The sequence below is a fragment of the Streptomyces sp. NPDC111628 genome, assembly GCF_055635195.1.
In genome coordinates this window covers 538,182-554,406 of sequence record NZ_JBVKBZ010000005.1, presented here as the reverse complement: position 1 = coordinate 554,406, position 16,225 = coordinate 538,182, and the positions used below count along the sequence as shown (strand labels likewise).

Annotated in this window: 14 protein-coding genes; 1 reads left to right on the top strand and 13 read right to left on the bottom strand. The window is 69.5% G+C overall.

Annotated features, from left to right (window positions below; all coding sequences use genetic code 11):
* Positions 1 to 16: 16 nt before the first annotated feature.
* Positions 17 to 661, bottom strand: coding sequence for a mycothiol-dependent nitroreductase Rv2466c family protein (locus ACZ7MF_RS28415; RefSeq protein ID WP_471480871.1), 645 nt, complete (start codon positions 659 to 661; stop codon positions 17 to 19).
* 228 nt (positions 662 to 889) lie between these two features.
* On the opposite strand from ACZ7MF_RS28415, the gene ACZ7MF_RS28410 reads away from it, so the two are divergent.
* Entirely contained in the window at positions 890 to 1,792 is a 903-nt protein-coding gene (locus ACZ7MF_RS28410) for a LysR family transcriptional regulator (protein ID WP_471481212.1), read from the top strand.
* Between the two features lie 32 nt (positions 1,793 to 1,824).
* On the opposite strand, the gene metF is transcribed toward ACZ7MF_RS28410, so the two are convergent.
* From metF to ACZ7MF_RS28350, 12 genes are all read right to left on the bottom strand, one after another.
* Positions 1,825 to 2,754, bottom strand: a complete 930-nt coding sequence (metF, locus tag ACZ7MF_RS28405) for a methylenetetrahydrofolate reductase [NAD(P)H] (RefSeq protein ID WP_471480869.1) — start codon at positions 2,752 to 2,754, stop codon at positions 1,825 to 1,827.
* Positions 2,751 to 3,734: a carbohydrate kinase family protein gene (locus ACZ7MF_RS28400; RefSeq protein ID WP_471480867.1), complete on the bottom strand. Its 984-nt coding sequence runs from the start codon at positions 3,732 to 3,734 to the stop codon at positions 2,751 to 2,753. Before ACZ7MF_RS28400 ends, metF begins: the two co-directional genes overlap by 4 nt.
* Before the next feature lie 47 nt (positions 3,735 to 3,781).
* Positions 3,782 to 5,008: a methionine adenosyltransferase gene (gene metK, locus ACZ7MF_RS28395; RefSeq protein ID WP_471480865.1), complete on the bottom strand. Its 1,227-nt coding sequence runs from the start codon at positions 5,006 to 5,008 to the stop codon at positions 3,782 to 3,784.
* A gap of 118 nt (positions 5,009 to 5,126) precedes the next feature.
* A complete protein-coding gene (locus ACZ7MF_RS28390; RefSeq protein WP_471480863.1) occupies positions 5,127 to 5,849 on the bottom strand; it encodes a methyltransferase in 723 nt (240 codons plus the stop codon).
* Positions 5,850 to 5,927: 78 nt separating this feature from the next.
* The gene (locus tag ACZ7MF_RS28385; RefSeq protein ID WP_471480861.1) at positions 5,928 to 6,890 is read right to left on the bottom strand and encodes a ribose-phosphate diphosphokinase; all 963 of its coding nucleotides are present in this window, start codon (positions 6,888 to 6,890) and stop codon (positions 5,928 to 5,930) included.
* A complete protein-coding gene (locus ACZ7MF_RS28380; protein ID WP_471480860.1) occupies positions 6,890 to 7,837 on the bottom strand; it encodes a pseudouridine-5'-phosphate glycosidase in 948 nt (315 codons plus the stop codon). The genes ACZ7MF_RS28385 and ACZ7MF_RS28380 overlap by 1 nt, the downstream gene beginning before the upstream one ends.
* 10 nt (positions 7,838 to 7,847) lie before the next feature.
* Complete coding sequence (locus tag ACZ7MF_RS28375) at positions 7,848 to 11,909, bottom strand: amino acid adenylation domain-containing protein (protein ID WP_471481210.1); 4,062 nt, start codon at positions 11,907 to 11,909, stop codon at positions 7,848 to 7,850.
* 62 nt (positions 11,910 to 11,971) lie between these two features.
* Positions 11,972 to 12,652, bottom strand: coding sequence for an NAD(P)H-dependent oxidoreductase (locus ACZ7MF_RS28370; protein WP_471480858.1), 681 nt, complete (start codon positions 12,650 to 12,652; stop codon positions 11,972 to 11,974).
* A 101-nt stretch (positions 12,653 to 12,753) separates the two neighbouring features.
* Entirely contained in the window at positions 12,754 to 13,428 is a 675-nt protein-coding gene (upp, locus tag ACZ7MF_RS28365) for a uracil phosphoribosyltransferase (RefSeq protein ID WP_471480857.1), read from the bottom strand.
* Positions 13,429 to 13,433: 5 nt separating this feature from the next.
* A complete protein-coding gene (locus tag ACZ7MF_RS28360) occupies positions 13,434 to 14,126 on the bottom strand; it encodes a phosphoribosylanthranilate isomerase (protein WP_471480855.1) in 693 nt (230 codons plus the stop codon).
* Between the two features lie 95 nt (positions 14,127 to 14,221).
* Positions 14,222 to 14,920, bottom strand: a complete 699-nt coding sequence (locus tag ACZ7MF_RS28355) for a type 1 glutamine amidotransferase domain-containing protein (RefSeq protein ID WP_471480853.1) — start codon at positions 14,918 to 14,920, stop codon at positions 14,222 to 14,224.
* A 32-nt stretch (positions 14,921 to 14,952) separates the two neighbouring features.
* On the bottom strand, positions 14,953 to 15,732 hold the full coding sequence (locus ACZ7MF_RS28350; protein WP_471480852.1) for an alpha/beta fold hydrolase: 780 nt from the start codon (positions 15,730 to 15,732) through the stop codon (positions 14,953 to 14,955).
* Positions 15,733 to 16,225 lie beyond the last annotated feature (493 nt).

The following is a 16,225-nucleotide window of genomic DNA, read 5'->3' as shown; positions in this document are numbered from 1 at the left end:
GGTCGGGACCACTCGGCTAGCTGAAAACGGCATCACGGTCGCGCGTGCGCTTGAGCTCGAAGAATCCGTCGGTTCCGGCCATGGTGAGGACGGCGTCCCAGAGACGTCCGGCGGCCTCGCCCCGGGGTGCGGGCGTGATGACGGGCCCGAAGAACGCGATGAGCTCGCCGTCGGCCCCGGGAACGTGAATGACCGGTGTACCGACCTCGGAGCCGACGGGGTCCATGCCGGCGTGGTGGCTGACCCGCAGCTCCTTGTCGTAATCCGAGGTGTCCGCCACCTCGACGAGTTCCGCCGGCAGACCGACGTCGGCGAGCGCCCCGAGCATCATGTCCCGGCCCAGACCGGCCTTCTCGTGGTGGATCCGGGTCCCCATCGCGTTGTAGAGCGGCCGCAGCACTTCGGTGCCGTACCGCTCCTCGGCGGCGATGCAGACGCGCACGCAGCCCCAGCCGTCGATCTGGCCCTGCCGGTATTTCTCCGGCACTTCCCGGCCCTCGTTGAGGACCGAGAGGCTCATCACGTGGAACCTCGTTTCGATGGGCCTCGTCTGTTCCACTTCGAGCAGCCACCTCGACGTGATCCAGGCCCACGGGCAGCGGGGGTCGAACCACATGTCGACAGCGGTCTTCACCTGCTGGCTGGACGGCGTGCTGGTCATGACGGGCCGGTCCTTTCCGGTTGGTATTTCGCAACAAAAAGCCCGCACTCACGACACAAAAATGCCGTCGGAGCAGATCAGGGGAATTGCGTGAGTGACGGACCTTCGATCCCGCGGAGGAACATTCCGCGCGAGCCCGGACGGGGCACTCTTCGATTCTGCCCCGCCATCATCAATGAGTCCAACACATGTTTGTCATCTTGTTTATCGTGGGGCAAGATGAATCTCATGGAGCTCCAGCAGATGCGCTACGTACTCGCGGTCGCCGAGACCCTGAGCTTCACTCGTGCCGCCGAGCGCTGCCTCGTCGTCCAGTCCGCCCTCAGCCACCAGATCGCCCGGCTGGAGCAGGAACTGGGCACCAAGCTCTTCGAGCGCACCACCCGCCGGGTGCGGCTGACGCCGGCCGGTGAGGCGTTTCTCCCGGCCGCCCGCCAGTGCCTGGCCGCCGCCGAACGCGCGGTCGTCGAGGTCGCCGCCGCCATCGGTGAGGTCCGCGGGCAGCTCTCCGTGGGGGTGATTCCGTCCGTCGCCGCCGTCGACATCCCTGGCACCCTGCGCGACTTCCGCCGCCGGTACCCGAAGGTGCGCATCAGCCTGCGGGTGGGCGCCAGTGACGAACTCGTCGAACAGGTCAGAGAAGGGGGCCTGGAGGTCGCCTTCCTCGGACTGCCCCCCGCGGTGCGGCCCGAGGGGGTCAAGTCCCATGTGATCGGGCACGACCGGCTCGTCGCCGTCGTCGCGCCCGATCACCCCCTCGCCGACGAGGGGCCGGTCGACCTGCGCCGGCTCTCCTCGGAGGAGTTCGTGGACCTGCCGGCGAAGACCGCGGGCCGGATCCAGTCGGACCTGGCCTTCTCCGCCGCCGGCCTCACCCGTGATGTCGCGTTCGAGGTGACCAACGCGGACTTCCTGGCCCGGCTGGTCGGTCAGGGACTCGGCGTGGCGATGCTGCCCGCCGCGTACGTGCCCCAGCTCAGCGGCGTGACCACGATCCAGGTCACCGACGCGCCCGCCCGCGTCGAGTACGTCGTCTGGACCCCCGACAGCCGCACGCCCGCGGCGACCGCGTTCCTGCGCCTGATCGACGTCCCGGGCATCGGCCAGAAGCGCACCGGCCAAAAGCCCTGAGCGCCGGCGCGTTCGGCTTCGGCATCCGCCCGTCAACGGGGCCCCGCCCGGGTGTACCGCGCGTTGCCCTCCCCCACGATCCGAGCGTGGATGTCGAGCGTCGCCGTCGACCGGTTGAGCGTGATGTAGTGCAGTCCCGGCGCGCCCTCGGCGAGCAGCCGCTCGGCCATGGCCGTGGCGTGTTCGACGCCGATGCGGTGCCCGAGGGCCGGATCGCCCCGCGCGGCCTCCAGACCGTGCGCCAGGTCCTCGGGGAAGGCGGCGCCGCTGAGTTCGGCGAAGCGGCTGATCTGTCGGGCGTCGGTGGCGGGCACGAGCTCCGGAATGATCGGGATGTCACAGCCCGCTCGGGACACCCGGTCGCGCAGCCGCAGATAGTCCTCCACGTCGAAGAACATCTGCGTGATGGCGTAGTCCGCGCCCGCCCTGCACTTGGCGACGAAGTGCCGGATCTCGCTGTCCCAGTCGGGCGAACGCGGATGGCGTTCGGGAAACGCCGCGACGCCGATGCCGAAGTCCCCCAGCTCCCGTACGAGGGAGACCAGTTCGTGTGCGTGCGTGACGCCCTGGGGATGCCGTGTCCACGCGGAGGCGGGGCCGCCGGGCGGATCACCCCGCAGGGCGAGGACGTCCCGTACACCGGCGTCGGCGTACCGGCCGACGATGTGCCGCAGTTCCGGCACCGAATGACCGACCGCGGTGAGGTGGGCGACGGGACGCAGGGTCGTCTCCGTCGCGATCCGCTCGGTCAGTTCGACGGTGCGGTCCCTGGAGGAGCCGCCCGCCCCGTAGGTCACCGACACGAAGTCCGGGCCCATCGACTCGATCCGGCGGATCGCCCGCCACAGACCCCGGGTGCCGGCCGGGGTCCTGGGCGGGAAGAACTCGAAGGAGAACAAGGGGGTGCCCCGGGCCAGGACCTCCCGCAGGGTCGGCCGGCCGAGCCGGACGCCGCCGGTCATACGCCGGTCCCGAGACCGGCCCGCAGGGTCTGCGCCGCGTCGGAGCCGTAGGTCCGGCCGACGCGGGCCAACAGCTCCGCGGGAAGCACCTTGTACTCCTGCGTTCCGACGCATTCGAGCACCAGCGTGGCCATGGCGCAGCCCAGCTGAACGGCCCGGACCAACGGCAGCCCCCGGGCCAGGGCCGCGAGGACGCCCGCCCGGAAGGCGTCGCCCCCTCCCGTCGGGTCCACCACCGCATCCGTCGTCACGGCCGGGACCCCGGTCCGCCGCCCGTCGGCCGTCATGATCAGTGCGCCCTCGGCACCCCTGGTGACGATCCAGGTGCCCACGCGGTCGAGCACCTCCTGTTCGCTCCACCCGGTGCGCTCCCGCAACAGGGCGCTCTCGTACTCGTTGGTGAACAGCAGCCTGGCTCCGTCCACCAGGTCTCGGGTCTGCCGGGTGTCGAGACGGGCGAGCTGCTGGGAGGGGTCGGCCGCGACCGGGACACCCAGGGCGTGCGCGGTGGCCGTGTGCCGCACCATCGCACCCGGATCGTCCGCACCCACCACGATCATGTCGAGTCCGCCGGTGCGCAGGTGCACCTCCGCGAGGTCGATCCGGGCTGCCTCGGCCATGGCTCCGGCGTAGAAGGTCGCGATCTGGTTCTGGTCGGCGTCCGTGGTGCACACGAAGCGTGCCGTGTGCAGCGTTTCGCTGACCCGGACCGACCCGACGTCCACGCCGGCCTCTCGCAACCGGTCCCCGTACCCGGCGAAGTCGGCACCGGCCGCGCCCACGAGCACCGGTCGCAGACCCAGCCGGCCCATTCCGAAGGAGATGTTCGCGGCCACACCTCCCTCACGGATGTCGAGACGGTCGGCGAGGAAGGACAGGGACACGTGGTCGACCATCTCGCTGATCAGCTGTTCTCTGAACCGGCCGGGATAGACCATGAGATGGTCGACCGCGATGGAGCCGGACACGGCGATACGCACGGGGGTACCTCCTGAAGGGTGGCGGGGACGGCGGGCGACGGGCAGCCTCAGAACGGGCCCGCGGCCTCGCGCAGCGCGTCCACGCGGTCGGTGCGCTCCCACGTGAAGTCGGGCAGCTCACGGCCGAAGTGACCGTACGCCGCGGTCTGGGCGTAGATCGGGCGCAGCAGGTCGAGATCGCGGATGATGGCGGCCGGGCGCAGGTCGAAGACCTCGTCGATCGCCTTCTCGATCTTCTCGGTGTCGACCTTGGCGGTACCGAAGGTCTCCACGAACAGCCCCACCGGCTCGGCCTTGCCGATGGCGTAGGCGACCTGGACCTCGCAGCGCGCGGCGAGCCCCGCGGCCACGACGTTCTTGGCGACCCAGCGCATCGCGTACGCCGCGGAGCGGTCCACCTTCGACGGGTCCTTGCCGGAGAAGGCGCCACCGCCGTGCCGGGCCATGCCGCCGTACGTGTCGATGATGATCTTGCGGCCGGTCAGGCCGGCGTCACCCATCGGACCGCCGATCTCGAAGCGGCCGGTCGGGTTGACCAGGAGACGGTAGTTCTCCGTGTCGATCTTGATGCCGTCCTCCAGGAGCGCCTTCAGCTCCGGCTCGACGACGAACTCCTTGATGTCCGGAGCCAGCAGCGACTCCAGATCGATGTCACTCGCGTGCTGGGAGGAGACGACGACCGTGTCCAGACGGACCGCCTTGTCACCGTCGTACTCGATGGTGACCTGGGTCTTGCCGTCCGGACGCAGGTACGGGATCGTGCCGTTCTTGCGGACCTCCGACAGACGCCTGGACAGGCGGTGCGCCAGGAACACCGGCAGCGGCATCAGCGTCGGCGTCTCGTCCGACGCGTAGCCGAACATCAGCCCCTGGTCGCCCGCACCCTGCCGGTCCAGCTCGTCGGTGTCGTCGCCTGCGGCGGCACCCCCGACCCGGCTCTCGTACGCCGTGTCGACACCCTGCGCGATGTCCGGGGACTGCGCGCCGATGGAGACCGAGACGCCGCAGGAGGCGCCGTCGAAGCCCTTCTTGGAGGAGTCGTAGCCGATCTCCAGGATCTTGCCGCGGACCAGGCTGGCGATGTCCGCGTAGGCCTTGGTGGTGACCTCGCCGGCCACATGCACCAGACCGGTGGTGATCAGGGTTTCGACGGCGACCCGGGAGGTCGGGTCCGCGCGCAGGAGCGCGTCGAGAATCGTGTCGCTGATCTGGTCAGCGATCTTGTCGGGGTGACCTTCGGTCACGGACTCCGAGGTGAACAGGCGACGGGACACAACGCTCCCTGGGGTTGCAGCGGCTGCTGGCTGATCGTCGGCGGACGGGCCGCCGGGGGAGGCCTCTCCGCCGGTCGCCGGGCGGGGCGAAGAGGCCTCAGTACTGCTCAGTGGGTGTTCAGGACAGGCGGTGGCAGGTGAACTCCACCGGCACGTCGGCGACGGGCCGGGTGGTCCGGAACACGACGTCGTGCCGGAATCCGCTGTCGTCGATGAGCTTCTGGAGGTACCCGACGTCGCCCATCGTGCTGAAGAAGACCATCATGCGTCCGTTGTCGGCGAGATACTTCCCGGCCTCGCGGAAGAACCTCGTCAGCGCGCCGTAGGCCTCGTCCGTGGTGGCCGAGTCGGCCACGTCGCGGGCGGCGAACCACTGGAACGGCGGATTGAAGATGATCAGATCGAACGTGCCGTCGACCTCGCTGAAGACGTCGCTCATCCGGGCCCGGACCCGGTCGCCCACCCCGTTGGCGGCGGCGTTGGCACGGACGGCCTCCACGGCGTGGGGGTTGATGTCGACGGACAGCACCTCGGAGGCCTTCCCGGCGGCGATCAGTCCGAGGGATCCGCTTCCCGCGCCCATGTCCAGGACCCGGTCGCCCTTGTTGACCTCGGAGAAGATCGCTCCGCCGAGTATCGGGGAGACGTCGCACGGGGTCATGACCTGGGCGGGAACCGTCAGGGTCAGCCCGAGGAAGGGCACCGTCGTGGCACCCGCGTCCGCGGCGTCCCCGCCGGAAAGAATCTCGCGCAGTCCCAGAACCTGCTCGACGTGCTCCTGAGGGATCAGCGGCTGGTAGCCGTCGACGGTCCCGGTGCCGTTCTGCTGCTTCGAAGCCATGGTTCGACAACCTTTCGGGTGGGTGTGGATACCGTTGGAGGGAGGGGCCGACCTCCGCGGTCACGGCCGGCCCGGACGTCAGGAATGACCGTCGAAGAGGCTCGTCACCGAACCGTCCGCGCAGACCTCACGGATCGCTCTGGCCAACAGCGGAGCGATGGACAGCACGGTGAGGCGGGGGAAACGGCGGTCCTCCCCGATCGGCAGCGTGTTGGTCACGACCACCTCGCGCGCCCCGCAGTCCGACAACCGCTCGACGGCCGGATCGGAGAGGATGCCGTGGGTGGCCGCGATGACGACGTCGGTGGCGCCCTCGGCGAGCAGCACCCGGGTGGCGTTGGCGATCGTTCCACCCGTGTCGATCATGTCGTCGACCAGTACGCACAGCCGGCCCCGCACATCTCCGACGACCCGCTTCGCCACGGTCTGGTTGGGCCGGTCGGGATCACGCGTCTTGTGGACGAACGCGATCGGCCGGCCGCCCAGTTGATCGGCCCACTTCTCGGCCAGCCGGGTCCGCCCGGAATCCGGTGAGACCACCGTGACGGCGGCGTCGCCGTACCGCTCGCCGACGTGGGCGGCCAACAGGTTCTGGGCGAGCAGATGGTCGACCGGGCCGTCGAAGAATCCCTGGATCTGGGCGGTGTGCAGATCGACGGTCATGATCCGGTCCGCGCCCGCGGTCCTGAACAGGTCGGCCACGAGCCGGGCGGAGATCGGCTCACGACCCCGGTGCTTCTTGTCCTGCCGGGAGTAGCCGTAGAACGGCATGATGGCCGTGATCCGCCCGGCGCTGGCCCGCTTCAGCGCGTCCACCGTGATCAGCTGCTCCATGACCCACTTGTTGATGGGCACGGCATGGCTCTGGAGGACGAACGCGTCGCTGCCGCGCACCGATTCCTCGAACCTGACGAAGATCTCGCCGTTGGCGAAGTCGTAGGCCGACTGCGGGGTCAGCGGCACGTCCACGTGCTTGGCCACCTCCTCGGCCAGCTCGGGGTGGCTGCGCCCGGCGAACAGCATCATGTTTGTCGTCTTCATCAGCCGTGCACGCCCTTCCGGTACGCGGCGTGCGCCGCAGCCAGCCGGCCGCCGACCTCGGCCGTGCTGACGAGCACCGCCATGTTGGCCTTGGACGAGCGGCCCTCCGTAGCCCGGTCCACGGCGCGCATCAGGTACTTCGTGATCGCCTGGCCCCGGATCCCGTCCCGCTCGGCGGCGCGCAGGGCCTCGGCGAGGGCCGCGTCGACCTCGTCGCCGTCGATCGCGTCCTGCGGCCGGACCGGCGTGGTGACCAGGAAGCCGCTGTGGTTCCCCAGCGCCCAGTGGTTCTCGATCGACCGGGCGATCACCTCGTCGTCGTCCAGCCGCAGGGGGCTGCGGAAGCCGCTGGACACGCAGTAGAAGGCGGGGAAGTCGTCGGAACGGTAGGAGACGACCGGCACGCACTGGGTCTCCAGGTACTCCAGGGTCAGCCCGAGGTCGAGGATCTTCTTCGCCCCGGCGCACACCACCGCGACCTTGGAGCGGGTGAACTGGATCAGGTCGGACGACACGTCCATCGTCCGTTCCGCGCCCCGGTGCACCCCGCCGATCCCCGCCGAGGAGAAGAACGGGATGCCCGCGAGTTCGGCGGCCACGACGGAGGAGGCGACGGTCAGCGCGCCCATCCCGCCCTGTGCCAGGACGACCGGCAGGTCCCTGCTGCTGACCTTGGGGATGCCGGGCGTGGAGGCGAACCGGTCGATGTCGGCGTCGCTCATGCCGACCACGATCCTGCCGCCCTCCACGGCGATCGTCGCCGGGACGGCACCGCCGGACCGTACCGCCGCCTCGACCTTCCGGGCGGTCGCGGCGTTGTCCGGATAGGGCAGGCCGTGCGTGATCACGTTGGACTCCAGCGCCACCACGGGCCGCCCCTCGTGCAGGGCGTCTCGCACCTCGGCTCCGAAGTCGAGGGGTATCTGCTCGTGCGCAGGGGAACTCATCGTCGTCCTCTCAGCCCGCGTCCGGAACGTAGTTCGGTACCTTGCCGAGCATGCGTCGGCCGTTGACTATCTCGGGTATGTACACCCGTTCGTTCCACAGCTCCTTGGCGATCGGCTCGAACGCGATCGAGACCAGGTCCTCGTCGCAGCCGAAGGCCGTGGTCACCGCTTCGGTCACGGCCGAGACCAGTCGGCCCTGCTGCTCGTCGCTGAGGGGAACGGGGAAGTACTTGATGTTGACGTGCGGCATGACGGTCACCCCCTGACGGTCCGGGAGCCCTCCGACGGCGGACACGAGCGCGTCGATACCGGGGTCCTTGAGGATGGAGTAGTGGTCGGCACTCAGCTCGATCACGGTCGGCGGAGCGGCCGAGTAGCCGCTGCTGCCGTCCAGGAACGAGTAGTCGTCGCCCCACGCCTTGACGATCGTCACGGGCGCGCCGATCTTCCGGCCGGCCAGCTCGCGGAACGTGTACGTGAACTCGTACGTCGTCCGCACCACCTGGATGATCCGCAGCACCAGTTCGGTGTCGAGCCACGGGAAGTTCGTGGTGATGAAGTCGGTGAAGCTCTCGTCGTCGTCGGCGACCGCGAGGCACTCCTTGAGCAGGGGGCTGTCGATCGTGCCGGCGAAGACCGAGAAGAGGATGGTCACGTACGCCTCGTCGGTGTACGAGCCTTCCCGGTCCCCGCCGGACGCCGAACCGACCTCGGGCGAGCCGGGCGCGATCAGGACCAGGTGCTGGACCGTCTCACCCGCCTGTTCCAGCTGGCAGGCGGCCTCGAAGGCCACCCGGGCCCCGAAGGAGTAGCCCCACAGCGTGTACGGTCCCTCCGGCTGCAGACGGGTGATGGCCTCGACGTCGACGGCGGCCATCTCCCTGATCGTGGGGTACGGGACCTCGCCGGCGTTGATTCCGTGGGCCTGCACCCCGTAGAACGGCCGGTCCGTGCCCGTCCTTTCGGCCAGCAGCCGCAGGTTCATCGGGTACCCGCCCAGCCCGGGCCAGCAGTAGACCGGTCTTCCCGCGCCCAGGGGCTGCAGCGGGACGAGCCGGGAGGAGTGCCGCTCGTCCCCCGCGTTCACCCGCCGGGCCAGCTCCTCGACCGTCGGGGACTCGAAGAGCACCTGGAGGGGCAGCGACGTGCCGAACTCACGGTTGATCCTGTTGATCAGTCCGACCGCGATCAGCGAGTTCCCGCCGGAGGAGAAGAAGTCCTCGTGCACCGAGACCGCCTCCCGCTTCATCGCCTTCCGCCACAACTCGGCGATCCGGCGTTCGGCGGTGGTGCGCGGCGCGACGAAGGGCCGGCCGTCGTCCATGCCCACGTCCGTCTGCCCGGACACGGCGAGCGCCTTGAGGTCGATCTTGCCGTTGGCGGTGACCGGCAGCCTGTCCAGCACCACGACCTTGTTCGGGACCATGTAGTCCGGAAGGAGGTTGACCAGGTCGTCCCGGATCATCTCCGCCGGACCGCGCATGTGGACGCTGTCCTCCTTCATCCCCTCGTGCAGGCGCTGTTCGTCGCTCACCCGCCCGCCGACGAAGAAGTACGAGGGCCCCGCGTCCCGGCCGAGGGTCCGCAGGATGCCGTCGATCCTTCTGGACGACGGCAGGGCGTGGCCGGTCCTGGAGCTGTAGCCGGACGACATGAAGCCGAGGTTCAGGTCGTTCATCGACAGGCGTTGCAGGGTGCGCCCGAGGTCGATGTACCGGCGCCAGTCGGGGACGCCGCTCCGGCTGACCACCGAGATGCCGATACTCGCCCGGTCGTACACCGCCTGGTTGATGGCGATGACCTCCCGCCGCATGATCACGTCGGACGAGACCGGCTCCAGCCGGCCGTCCGCGTAGGCGTACTGGCCGGCCGGCAGATCCGCGACCTTCCCGGGGTGCGCCTGTACGTACAGGTCGACCGCATCCTCGGTCCTCGGGCCGGCGTACGGTACGACGGCGAACGTGCCGAGGTAGTAGTCCTCCTCCTCGACGTCCAGCAGTTCCTTCGTGTGCGGCGCGAAGTCCAGGGCTCTCACGTCGAGTCCGTAGGACGGCAGGACCTCTTCGAGCAGGCCGACCATGTGGCCGGTCTCGATCTCCAGCACTTCCTGGATGTTGTTCTTGTACACCGGCTCGATGGCGCGCTTCCTGCCGAGGAAGTGCAGCTTCACCCCCGCACCGGTGCCGTCCGCCGTCCGGGTGATCAGCACCAGCCGGTGCTCGACGGGGTGGTAGTAGTAGATCCCGGCGGGCAGACCGGCCACGGCCGCGGTCTCCACGTACAGCTGGGTGGCGTACAGCGAACCGGGGGACGCGTAGCCGTACTTCGGCAGCAGCCGCTCCTCGCTCGTGTACTGGCCGAAGTACCGCAGGAGTTCGCCGAGACCGGCGAGGCCGAGCCCTTCGACACTCTGCGGGTCCGCTCCGGTGGGCCGGCGTCCGAGCAGCCGGAGGAGGTCGGCCCGGGTCACCCCGCCGCCCTCGTAGAAGCGGTAGGTCTTGCGGGCGAACGCCTGCCGCCGCTGGGCCGGGGTGGCCGTCCCGCCCGGCAGGTCGAATCCGCGCCTGCCTTCGAGCTCCGCCGCACTGCGGACGCCGGGGTTGGACAGCTGTGCCTTGACCTGGAGCTTGCTCGCCTTGGACTGGTGATGCGCACCGTGGTTGCCCTGATCCATCAGGGCCGCCTCCCGCGGGTTCAGCTCCACGCAGGCGATCAGGTTCTGGAACCCGGTGCGGGGATCCTCCTTCACGATCACCGCGGCGTGCTTGACCCAGTGGTGGGTCTCGGCCGCCAGCCTGATCTCGTCCAGCTCGACGCGGAAGCCGCGCAGCTTGATCTGGTTGTCGGCCCGGCCGATGAACTGGACGGTGCCGTCGCTGTTCCAATGGGCGAGGTCTCCGGTCCGGAACAGCCGTCCCTCGCCGAAGGGATTGGCGACGAACCGCTGCTCCGTCAGCTCGGGCCGGTGCAGATAGCCGCGGGCCAACTGGACGCCGCCGATGTACAGCTCGCCCACCTCGCCGGCGACCGTCTCAGAGCCGTCGGCGTTCAGGATGTGATAGGTGGTGCGGTCGACGGGGGCACCGATGGAGACCGAGTTGGGTCCGTCGGCGACGGTGTCCCGGTCCACGGCGAACGCCGACGAGTTGATCGTGCACTCGGTCGGGCCGTACAGGTTGACCAGGTCCCGGCCCGGCAGGGCGTCGAGGCACTCCAGGGCGAGCGACCTGGACAGCGCCTCACCGCCGGTGAAGATCTGGGTGAGCGAGGTGCAGCCGCTCAGGTCACCGGTGTCCAGCAGCGCCTGCAGCAGCGTGGGAACGCACTGCAGCGTGGTGACCCCGTGCGCCTTGATGGTGCGGATCAGCCACTCGGGGTCGCGGTGGATGCCGGGGCCGCCCATCACGACCCGGGCGCCGAAGGCCACCGCGAGGATCTCCCACTGCGCCGCGTCGAAACTCATGGGCGTCTTCTGCAGGACGGTCCGGTCCGGGCCCAGTCCGAAGGCCGAGGCGAACCAGCGCAGTTGGCCGGCCACGCTGCCGTGCTCGATCATCACACCCTTGGGCCGGCCGGTGCTGCCGGAGGTGTAGATGACGTAGGCCAGGTGCTCCGGGGCCGGGCGGGCCACGGCCGCGGCGAAGCGGGCGGTCTCCTCCAGCGGGACGACCGTCGTGCCCTCGGGCACCAGCGCGCCCAGCCGGTCGACCAGTGCCGCCTGGGTGACGACGACCCGGGTGCCGGAGTCCTCGACCATGTAGCGCAGTCGCTCTTCGGGGTACTCCGGCGACAGCGGCAGGTAGGCGCCGCCCGCGAGGAGAATGCCCCAGGTTCCGGTCAACAGGTCCGGTGAAGGCTCCACGAACAGGCCGACGCGGTCGTCGGCGCCCACTCCGAGGCCGCGCAGGCACCCCGCCAGCCGGGCGGCAGCGTCCCACAGCTGACGGTAGGTCAGGTGTTCGTCGCCGCACACGACGGCTGTGTCCTCCGGCCGCCGTTCGGCCTCCGTGCGGAGCAGCTCCGGGAGACCGGCCTCTTCGGCCGACCCCCGTCCCATGCTGTTGTGCTGCATCATTCGTTCCCCCATTGGTTGAATCGCGTTCGGACCGTTGCCCGGAATCGGCGCTGCCGGGGTCACCCCCGCGGGGCGAGCGACCGACCCAGGCGCAGCGCGGTGGCGATCTCGACGACCCGCCTGGCCTGGTAGGCGATGGCGGCGAGGTTGTCCTCGGTGACCTGCTCGGCGAGCCGTCCGGGGATCGCCTGCCGGCCCGACACCGAACTGACCCCGTAGGGGTTGCCGTTGCTCGGTGCCGTCAGGATCTCGTCGGTGATGCCCGGCGGCACGATCACGCCGCCCCAGTGGTAGAAGACGTTGTTCAGCGAGAGGATCGTGCTCTCCTGGCCGCCGTGCGGGGCACCGGTCGACGTGAAGGACGACATGACCTTGCCGGCCAGCGCGCCGCGCGCGTTCAGCGGCCAGGCCTGCTCGACGAAGTGCTTGAGCGGAGCGGCGACGAGACCGAAGCGTCCGGGGCCGCCGAGCAGGATCGCGTCCGCCCAGCCCAGGTCGTCGACGGTGGCGGCCGGCACCTGGCCGATCGCCCCGGCGTTCTCCTCCCAGGCCTGTGTCCATTCGGTGAACTCGGGTGCCAGGGACTCGTTGACGTACTCGGGCACGCGGCGCAGCCGCGTCTCCGCGCCGGCCTTCTCTGCGGCCTGGGCCGCGGCCGCGGCGAGCTTGTGGACGTTGCCGGTTCCGGAGTAGTAGACGACGGCTGTTCTCGTCACGCCCTCGGCGCCTGTCATCGACATGGTGGTGCCCTTCCTGCGGTGCTGGGTGATGGGGTACCGACGGCCGTGCGGGGGCGCCGCGCCCGGCCGCGCCGGAGTGTGCGGCGCCGCCGGGCGCCCGCTCACACGGCCAGGTCCGTCCCGAAGTACCGGTCGCCGAAGTCGCCGATGCCGGGTTGCATGTAGGCGTTCTCGTCCAGCCGTTCCTCGATGGACGACGTCACCATCCGCACCTGCGGCCGACGTTCGTGCACGGTCCTGATCCCCTCGGGCGAGGACAGCAGGTTGACGAACACGATGTGTTCTTCGGGTACGCCCCGCTCGCACAGGACGTCGATCGCCGCCAGCGCGGTGCCACCGGTGGCGAGCATCGGGTCGAGCAGCAGTACGTGGCGCTGTGCGATGTCGGCGGGCAGCGCCGAGTAGTACAGACGCGGCAGCTTCGTCGTCCGGTCGCGCTGTATGAGGATCTTGCCGAGCCGGACCTCCGGCATCATCGTGCGCAGCTCCGCCTCCATGCTGTCTCCCGCACGGACGACGGAGACACCGCAGATCTCCGTGGCCAGCCGCAGACCGTGGTAGGTCCTGCCCACCGGGGTCTGCACGTCGAGCGGTTCGAAGGGGAACAGCTCCAGGCCGGCTTCGATCAACTGGCGCATGACGTGGGCGGAGTTGGGGACGAAGTCCTTCCGCTTCGCGTGCCGGTCGCGTAGGATCGTGTGTATCGCCCGGAGGTGTTTGGTCTGGGGCAGGAGGTGCACCGCGTCCTGAGGCACTTGTACGTGCGTGACCGCCATCCCGCTCACCTCCGCTCGGCCTCGGCGGCGATCCGGTCGAACGCCTTGCGCGCCTCCGCGACGAACGTGCGCACCTTCAGCCGGTCCTTCCGGCCCAAGGAGTCCTCGAGGCCGGTGTGGGCGTCCACCGCGGCGGGGCGGACCGCCTCGATGGCGGCGGCGACGTTGCCCGGGTTCAGGCCCCCGGCCAGCATCAGCGGCCGGGGCGAGACGCGTACCAGCTCGGCGCTGACGTCCCAGTCGTGCACCAGGCCCGTCGCACCCTTGGCCCCGGTGGCGGGATTGAAGCTGTCGGTGATGAACATGTCGACGTGGTCGGCGGAGTCCGCGACGAGCTTGGTCAGCTCGTCGATGTTGTCCGCCTTCACCACCAGGCTCTTCAGGAGGTAGAGGTCCGGGGCGATGGAGCGCAGCCTGCGCAGTTCGGCGGGAGCCACGTCGCCGTGCAACTGGATGGCACCGACCCCCAGCTCCGCGCAGAAGGCCTTGATCTCGTCGGCGTCGGTCAGGTAGGTGATGATGACGCCCTTGTTGCGCGGCTGGACGGCCTTGACGATGGCGGCGGCGTCCGCTTCGGAAAGGTCTTCGTTCTTGGCGGGCAGCCGCAGTGCGAACCCCAGCCAGTCCGCCCCTTCGTCGACGATCATCTGGGCCTCGGCCAGGTCGATGATTCCCGCGACCTGGATCAGGTTCTGCATGATGCTCTCCGTTTCCCGGCGGTCGTTCCGACAGCCGTTGGTGACCAGTTCGGATCCCGCAGTCCCGAAACCGGATGGGGGCGGGCCGCGGACGATCAGCCGACGGGGTCGACTGCCGCGTTCTTCAGTTCGGCCACGACGAGTTCGGCCAGCGGGGCGGCGGAAGCGGGATTCTGCCCGGTCATGACACGGTTGTCGCTCTCGGTGTGGGCCTCGTAGTTCGGTGCCTTGCTGTGGCGGGCACCGCGCTCCTTGAGGCGGTCCTCCAGGAGGAACGGCATGACGTCCACCAGGCCCAGGGACTGTTCCTCCTCGTTGCTGAAGGAGGTCACGCGCTTGCCCTCGACAAGGCGGGTGCCGTCCGACAGGCGCAGCTCGGTCAGCGCGGCCGGGCCGTGGCACACCGCGGAGACCACGCCGCCCCGCTCGTAGATCTCGACCGCGAGCCTGGCCAGGTCCGGCGAGAGGGGGAAGTCCCACATCGCACCGTGGCCACCCACATAGAAGATCGCCCGGTACCCGTCCGAGCGCACCTGGGAGGCGGGCCGGGTCGCCCTGAGCTTCGCCTGCGCCGTCTCGTCGGCGAGGAAGCCCACGACCTCCGGGTCGTTCTCCTCCCCGTCGAACACGACGGCCGGCGGCTCACCTCCGCGTACGGCGACGAAGTCCACCTCGTGGCCCGCGGACACGAAGACGTTGTACGGGTGGGCCGCTTCGGAAACGCTGTAGCCCGTGCGGTTTCCGGTGTCTCCCAGAACGTCGTGGCTGCTGACGGCGAGCAGTATCTTGGCCACTTCTCCTCCTGAACTCTCGTGTGTCGCTGCGGTCAGGCCTTGTGGATGAAGTCGTTGACCACCCGGACGAAGGCGTCGGGCTGCTCCACGAGGACCATGTGTCCGCTGTCGAACTCGTGGTACGTGGAGCCCTGGATCCCGGTGTGCAGGTCCATGGAGTGGTGGGCGGGCACGGCCGCGTCCGGGTTGCAGCCGATGACCAGGGTCTCCGCCTGGACCTTGCCCACGAGGTCGCTGATGTCCGTGCGCACCAGGAGCTCCAGCTGCCGGATGCGGCCGCTCGACGGACTGAGGTGCGCACCCATCTCGTCGACCTGGGCCAGGCTGTCCAGGGAGTTGATGTACCGGGGGCTGAACGCGGTGGTCGTCAGCACCCGGCCGAAGGCGACCGCGTCGTGCTTCTGACTGAGCGTCAGGCCGATGAGGTTTTCCATGTAGCGATCCGCCCGCACCAGACCGCCCACCGGAACCAGACGCCGGACCTTGTCGGGGTGCAGGGCCGCGGTGGCCGCGACGACCGCGCCGCCGAGCGAGAATCCCACCAGGTCGACGGGGCCGAGGCCGGCGTGTTCGATCACGGCGGCGGCCTCGTCCGCCAGCTGCTCCATGGTGAGGTCGCTGCCGTCGTCCTGGGCCGCCTCGCTGCCGGACAGGTCGGGCAGGATGACGGTGTTGCGCTGCGCGAACTGGTCGACCAGGTGGCCGAAAGCGGCTTCGCCGCCCTTCCCGACGCCGTGGACCAGCATGAGGGCCGGCCCCGATCCGGCGACTCGGTACGCGATACGAGAGCTTCCCACGGTGATCGAAGGCATGGCTGATGACCCCTTCCGGGTCGAGTGGTGGACGCGCGTCCGCCGGGCCGTCGTGCCTGGCGTGCGCAGATGTGATTTCAGTGGCCACGACGGTCGCGGCCGGCCGGGAACGAGCCGCACGGAGCCGACCGTTCGGCCGGTGACCGGGCGTTCACGCAAAGAGGTTCAACGATGGCGCGGATGGCGCGAAGAGCCGCATGGGACAGGGCGCGACGGCTCGTTGTGCAGGTGAGCGATCCGCTCACGCGTCTTGACGTTGAGGTTTCGGATGGCGCATTCACTGCGGGTCCTGCTGGCGCAAGGACAGTAACAGACTGCGCAGCCTGTTTGTCAACGAGTGTTTCTCGCACGCCCGTTCAAGAGCGCACCCTTGAGGGTTAACAAATCACCATGAAGGTCACATTGACATCAGCGACGGCCACCGACGGGCGTTCATCTGCCGGTCAACCCAAGGCATCCTGTCGGTTTTGCGACCGCTGCATGGCCGTATCAG

Bases quoted from the DNA above. Each gene is read 5' to 3' on its own strand.
- ACZ7MF_RS28415 (WP_471480871.1), bottom strand. From the start codon at position 661: ATGACCAGCACGCCGTCCAGCCAGCAGGTGAAGACCGCTGTCGACATG.
- ACZ7MF_RS28410 (WP_471481212.1), top strand. From the start codon at position 890: ATGGAGCTCCAGCAGATGCGCTACGTACTCGCGGTCGCCGAGACCCTG.
- metF (WP_471480869.1), bottom strand. From the start codon at position 2,754: ATGACCGGCGGCGTCCGGCTCGGCCGGCCGACCCTGCGGGAGGTCCTG.
- ACZ7MF_RS28390 (WP_471480863.1), bottom strand. From the start codon at position 5,849: ATGGCTTCGAAGCAGCAGAACGGCACCGGGACCGTCGACGGCTACCAG.
- ACZ7MF_RS28385 (WP_471480861.1), bottom strand. From the start codon at position 6,890: ATGAAGACGACAAACATGATGCTGTTCGCCGGGCGCAGCCACCCCGAG.
- ACZ7MF_RS28380 (WP_471480860.1), bottom strand. From the start codon at position 7,837: ATGAGTTCCCCTGCGCACGAGCAGATACCCCTCGACTTCGGAGCCGAG.
- ACZ7MF_RS28375 (WP_471481210.1), bottom strand. From the start codon at position 11,909: ATGCAGCACAACAGCATGGGACGGGGGTCGGCCGAAGAGGCCGGTCTC.
- ACZ7MF_RS28370 (WP_471480858.1), bottom strand. From the start codon at position 12,652: ATGTCGATGACAGGCGCCGAGGGCGTGACGAGAACAGCCGTCGTCTAC.
- upp (WP_471480857.1), bottom strand. From the start codon at position 13,428: ATGGCGGTCACGCACGTACAAGTGCCTCAGGACGCGGTGCACCTCCTG.
- ACZ7MF_RS28360 (WP_471480855.1), bottom strand. From the start codon at position 14,126: ATGCAGAACCTGATCCAGGTCGCGGGAATCATCGACCTGGCCGAGGCC.
- ACZ7MF_RS28350 (WP_471480852.1), bottom strand. From the start codon at position 15,732: ATGCCTTCGATCACCGTGGGAAGCTCTCGTATCGCGTACCGAGTCGCC.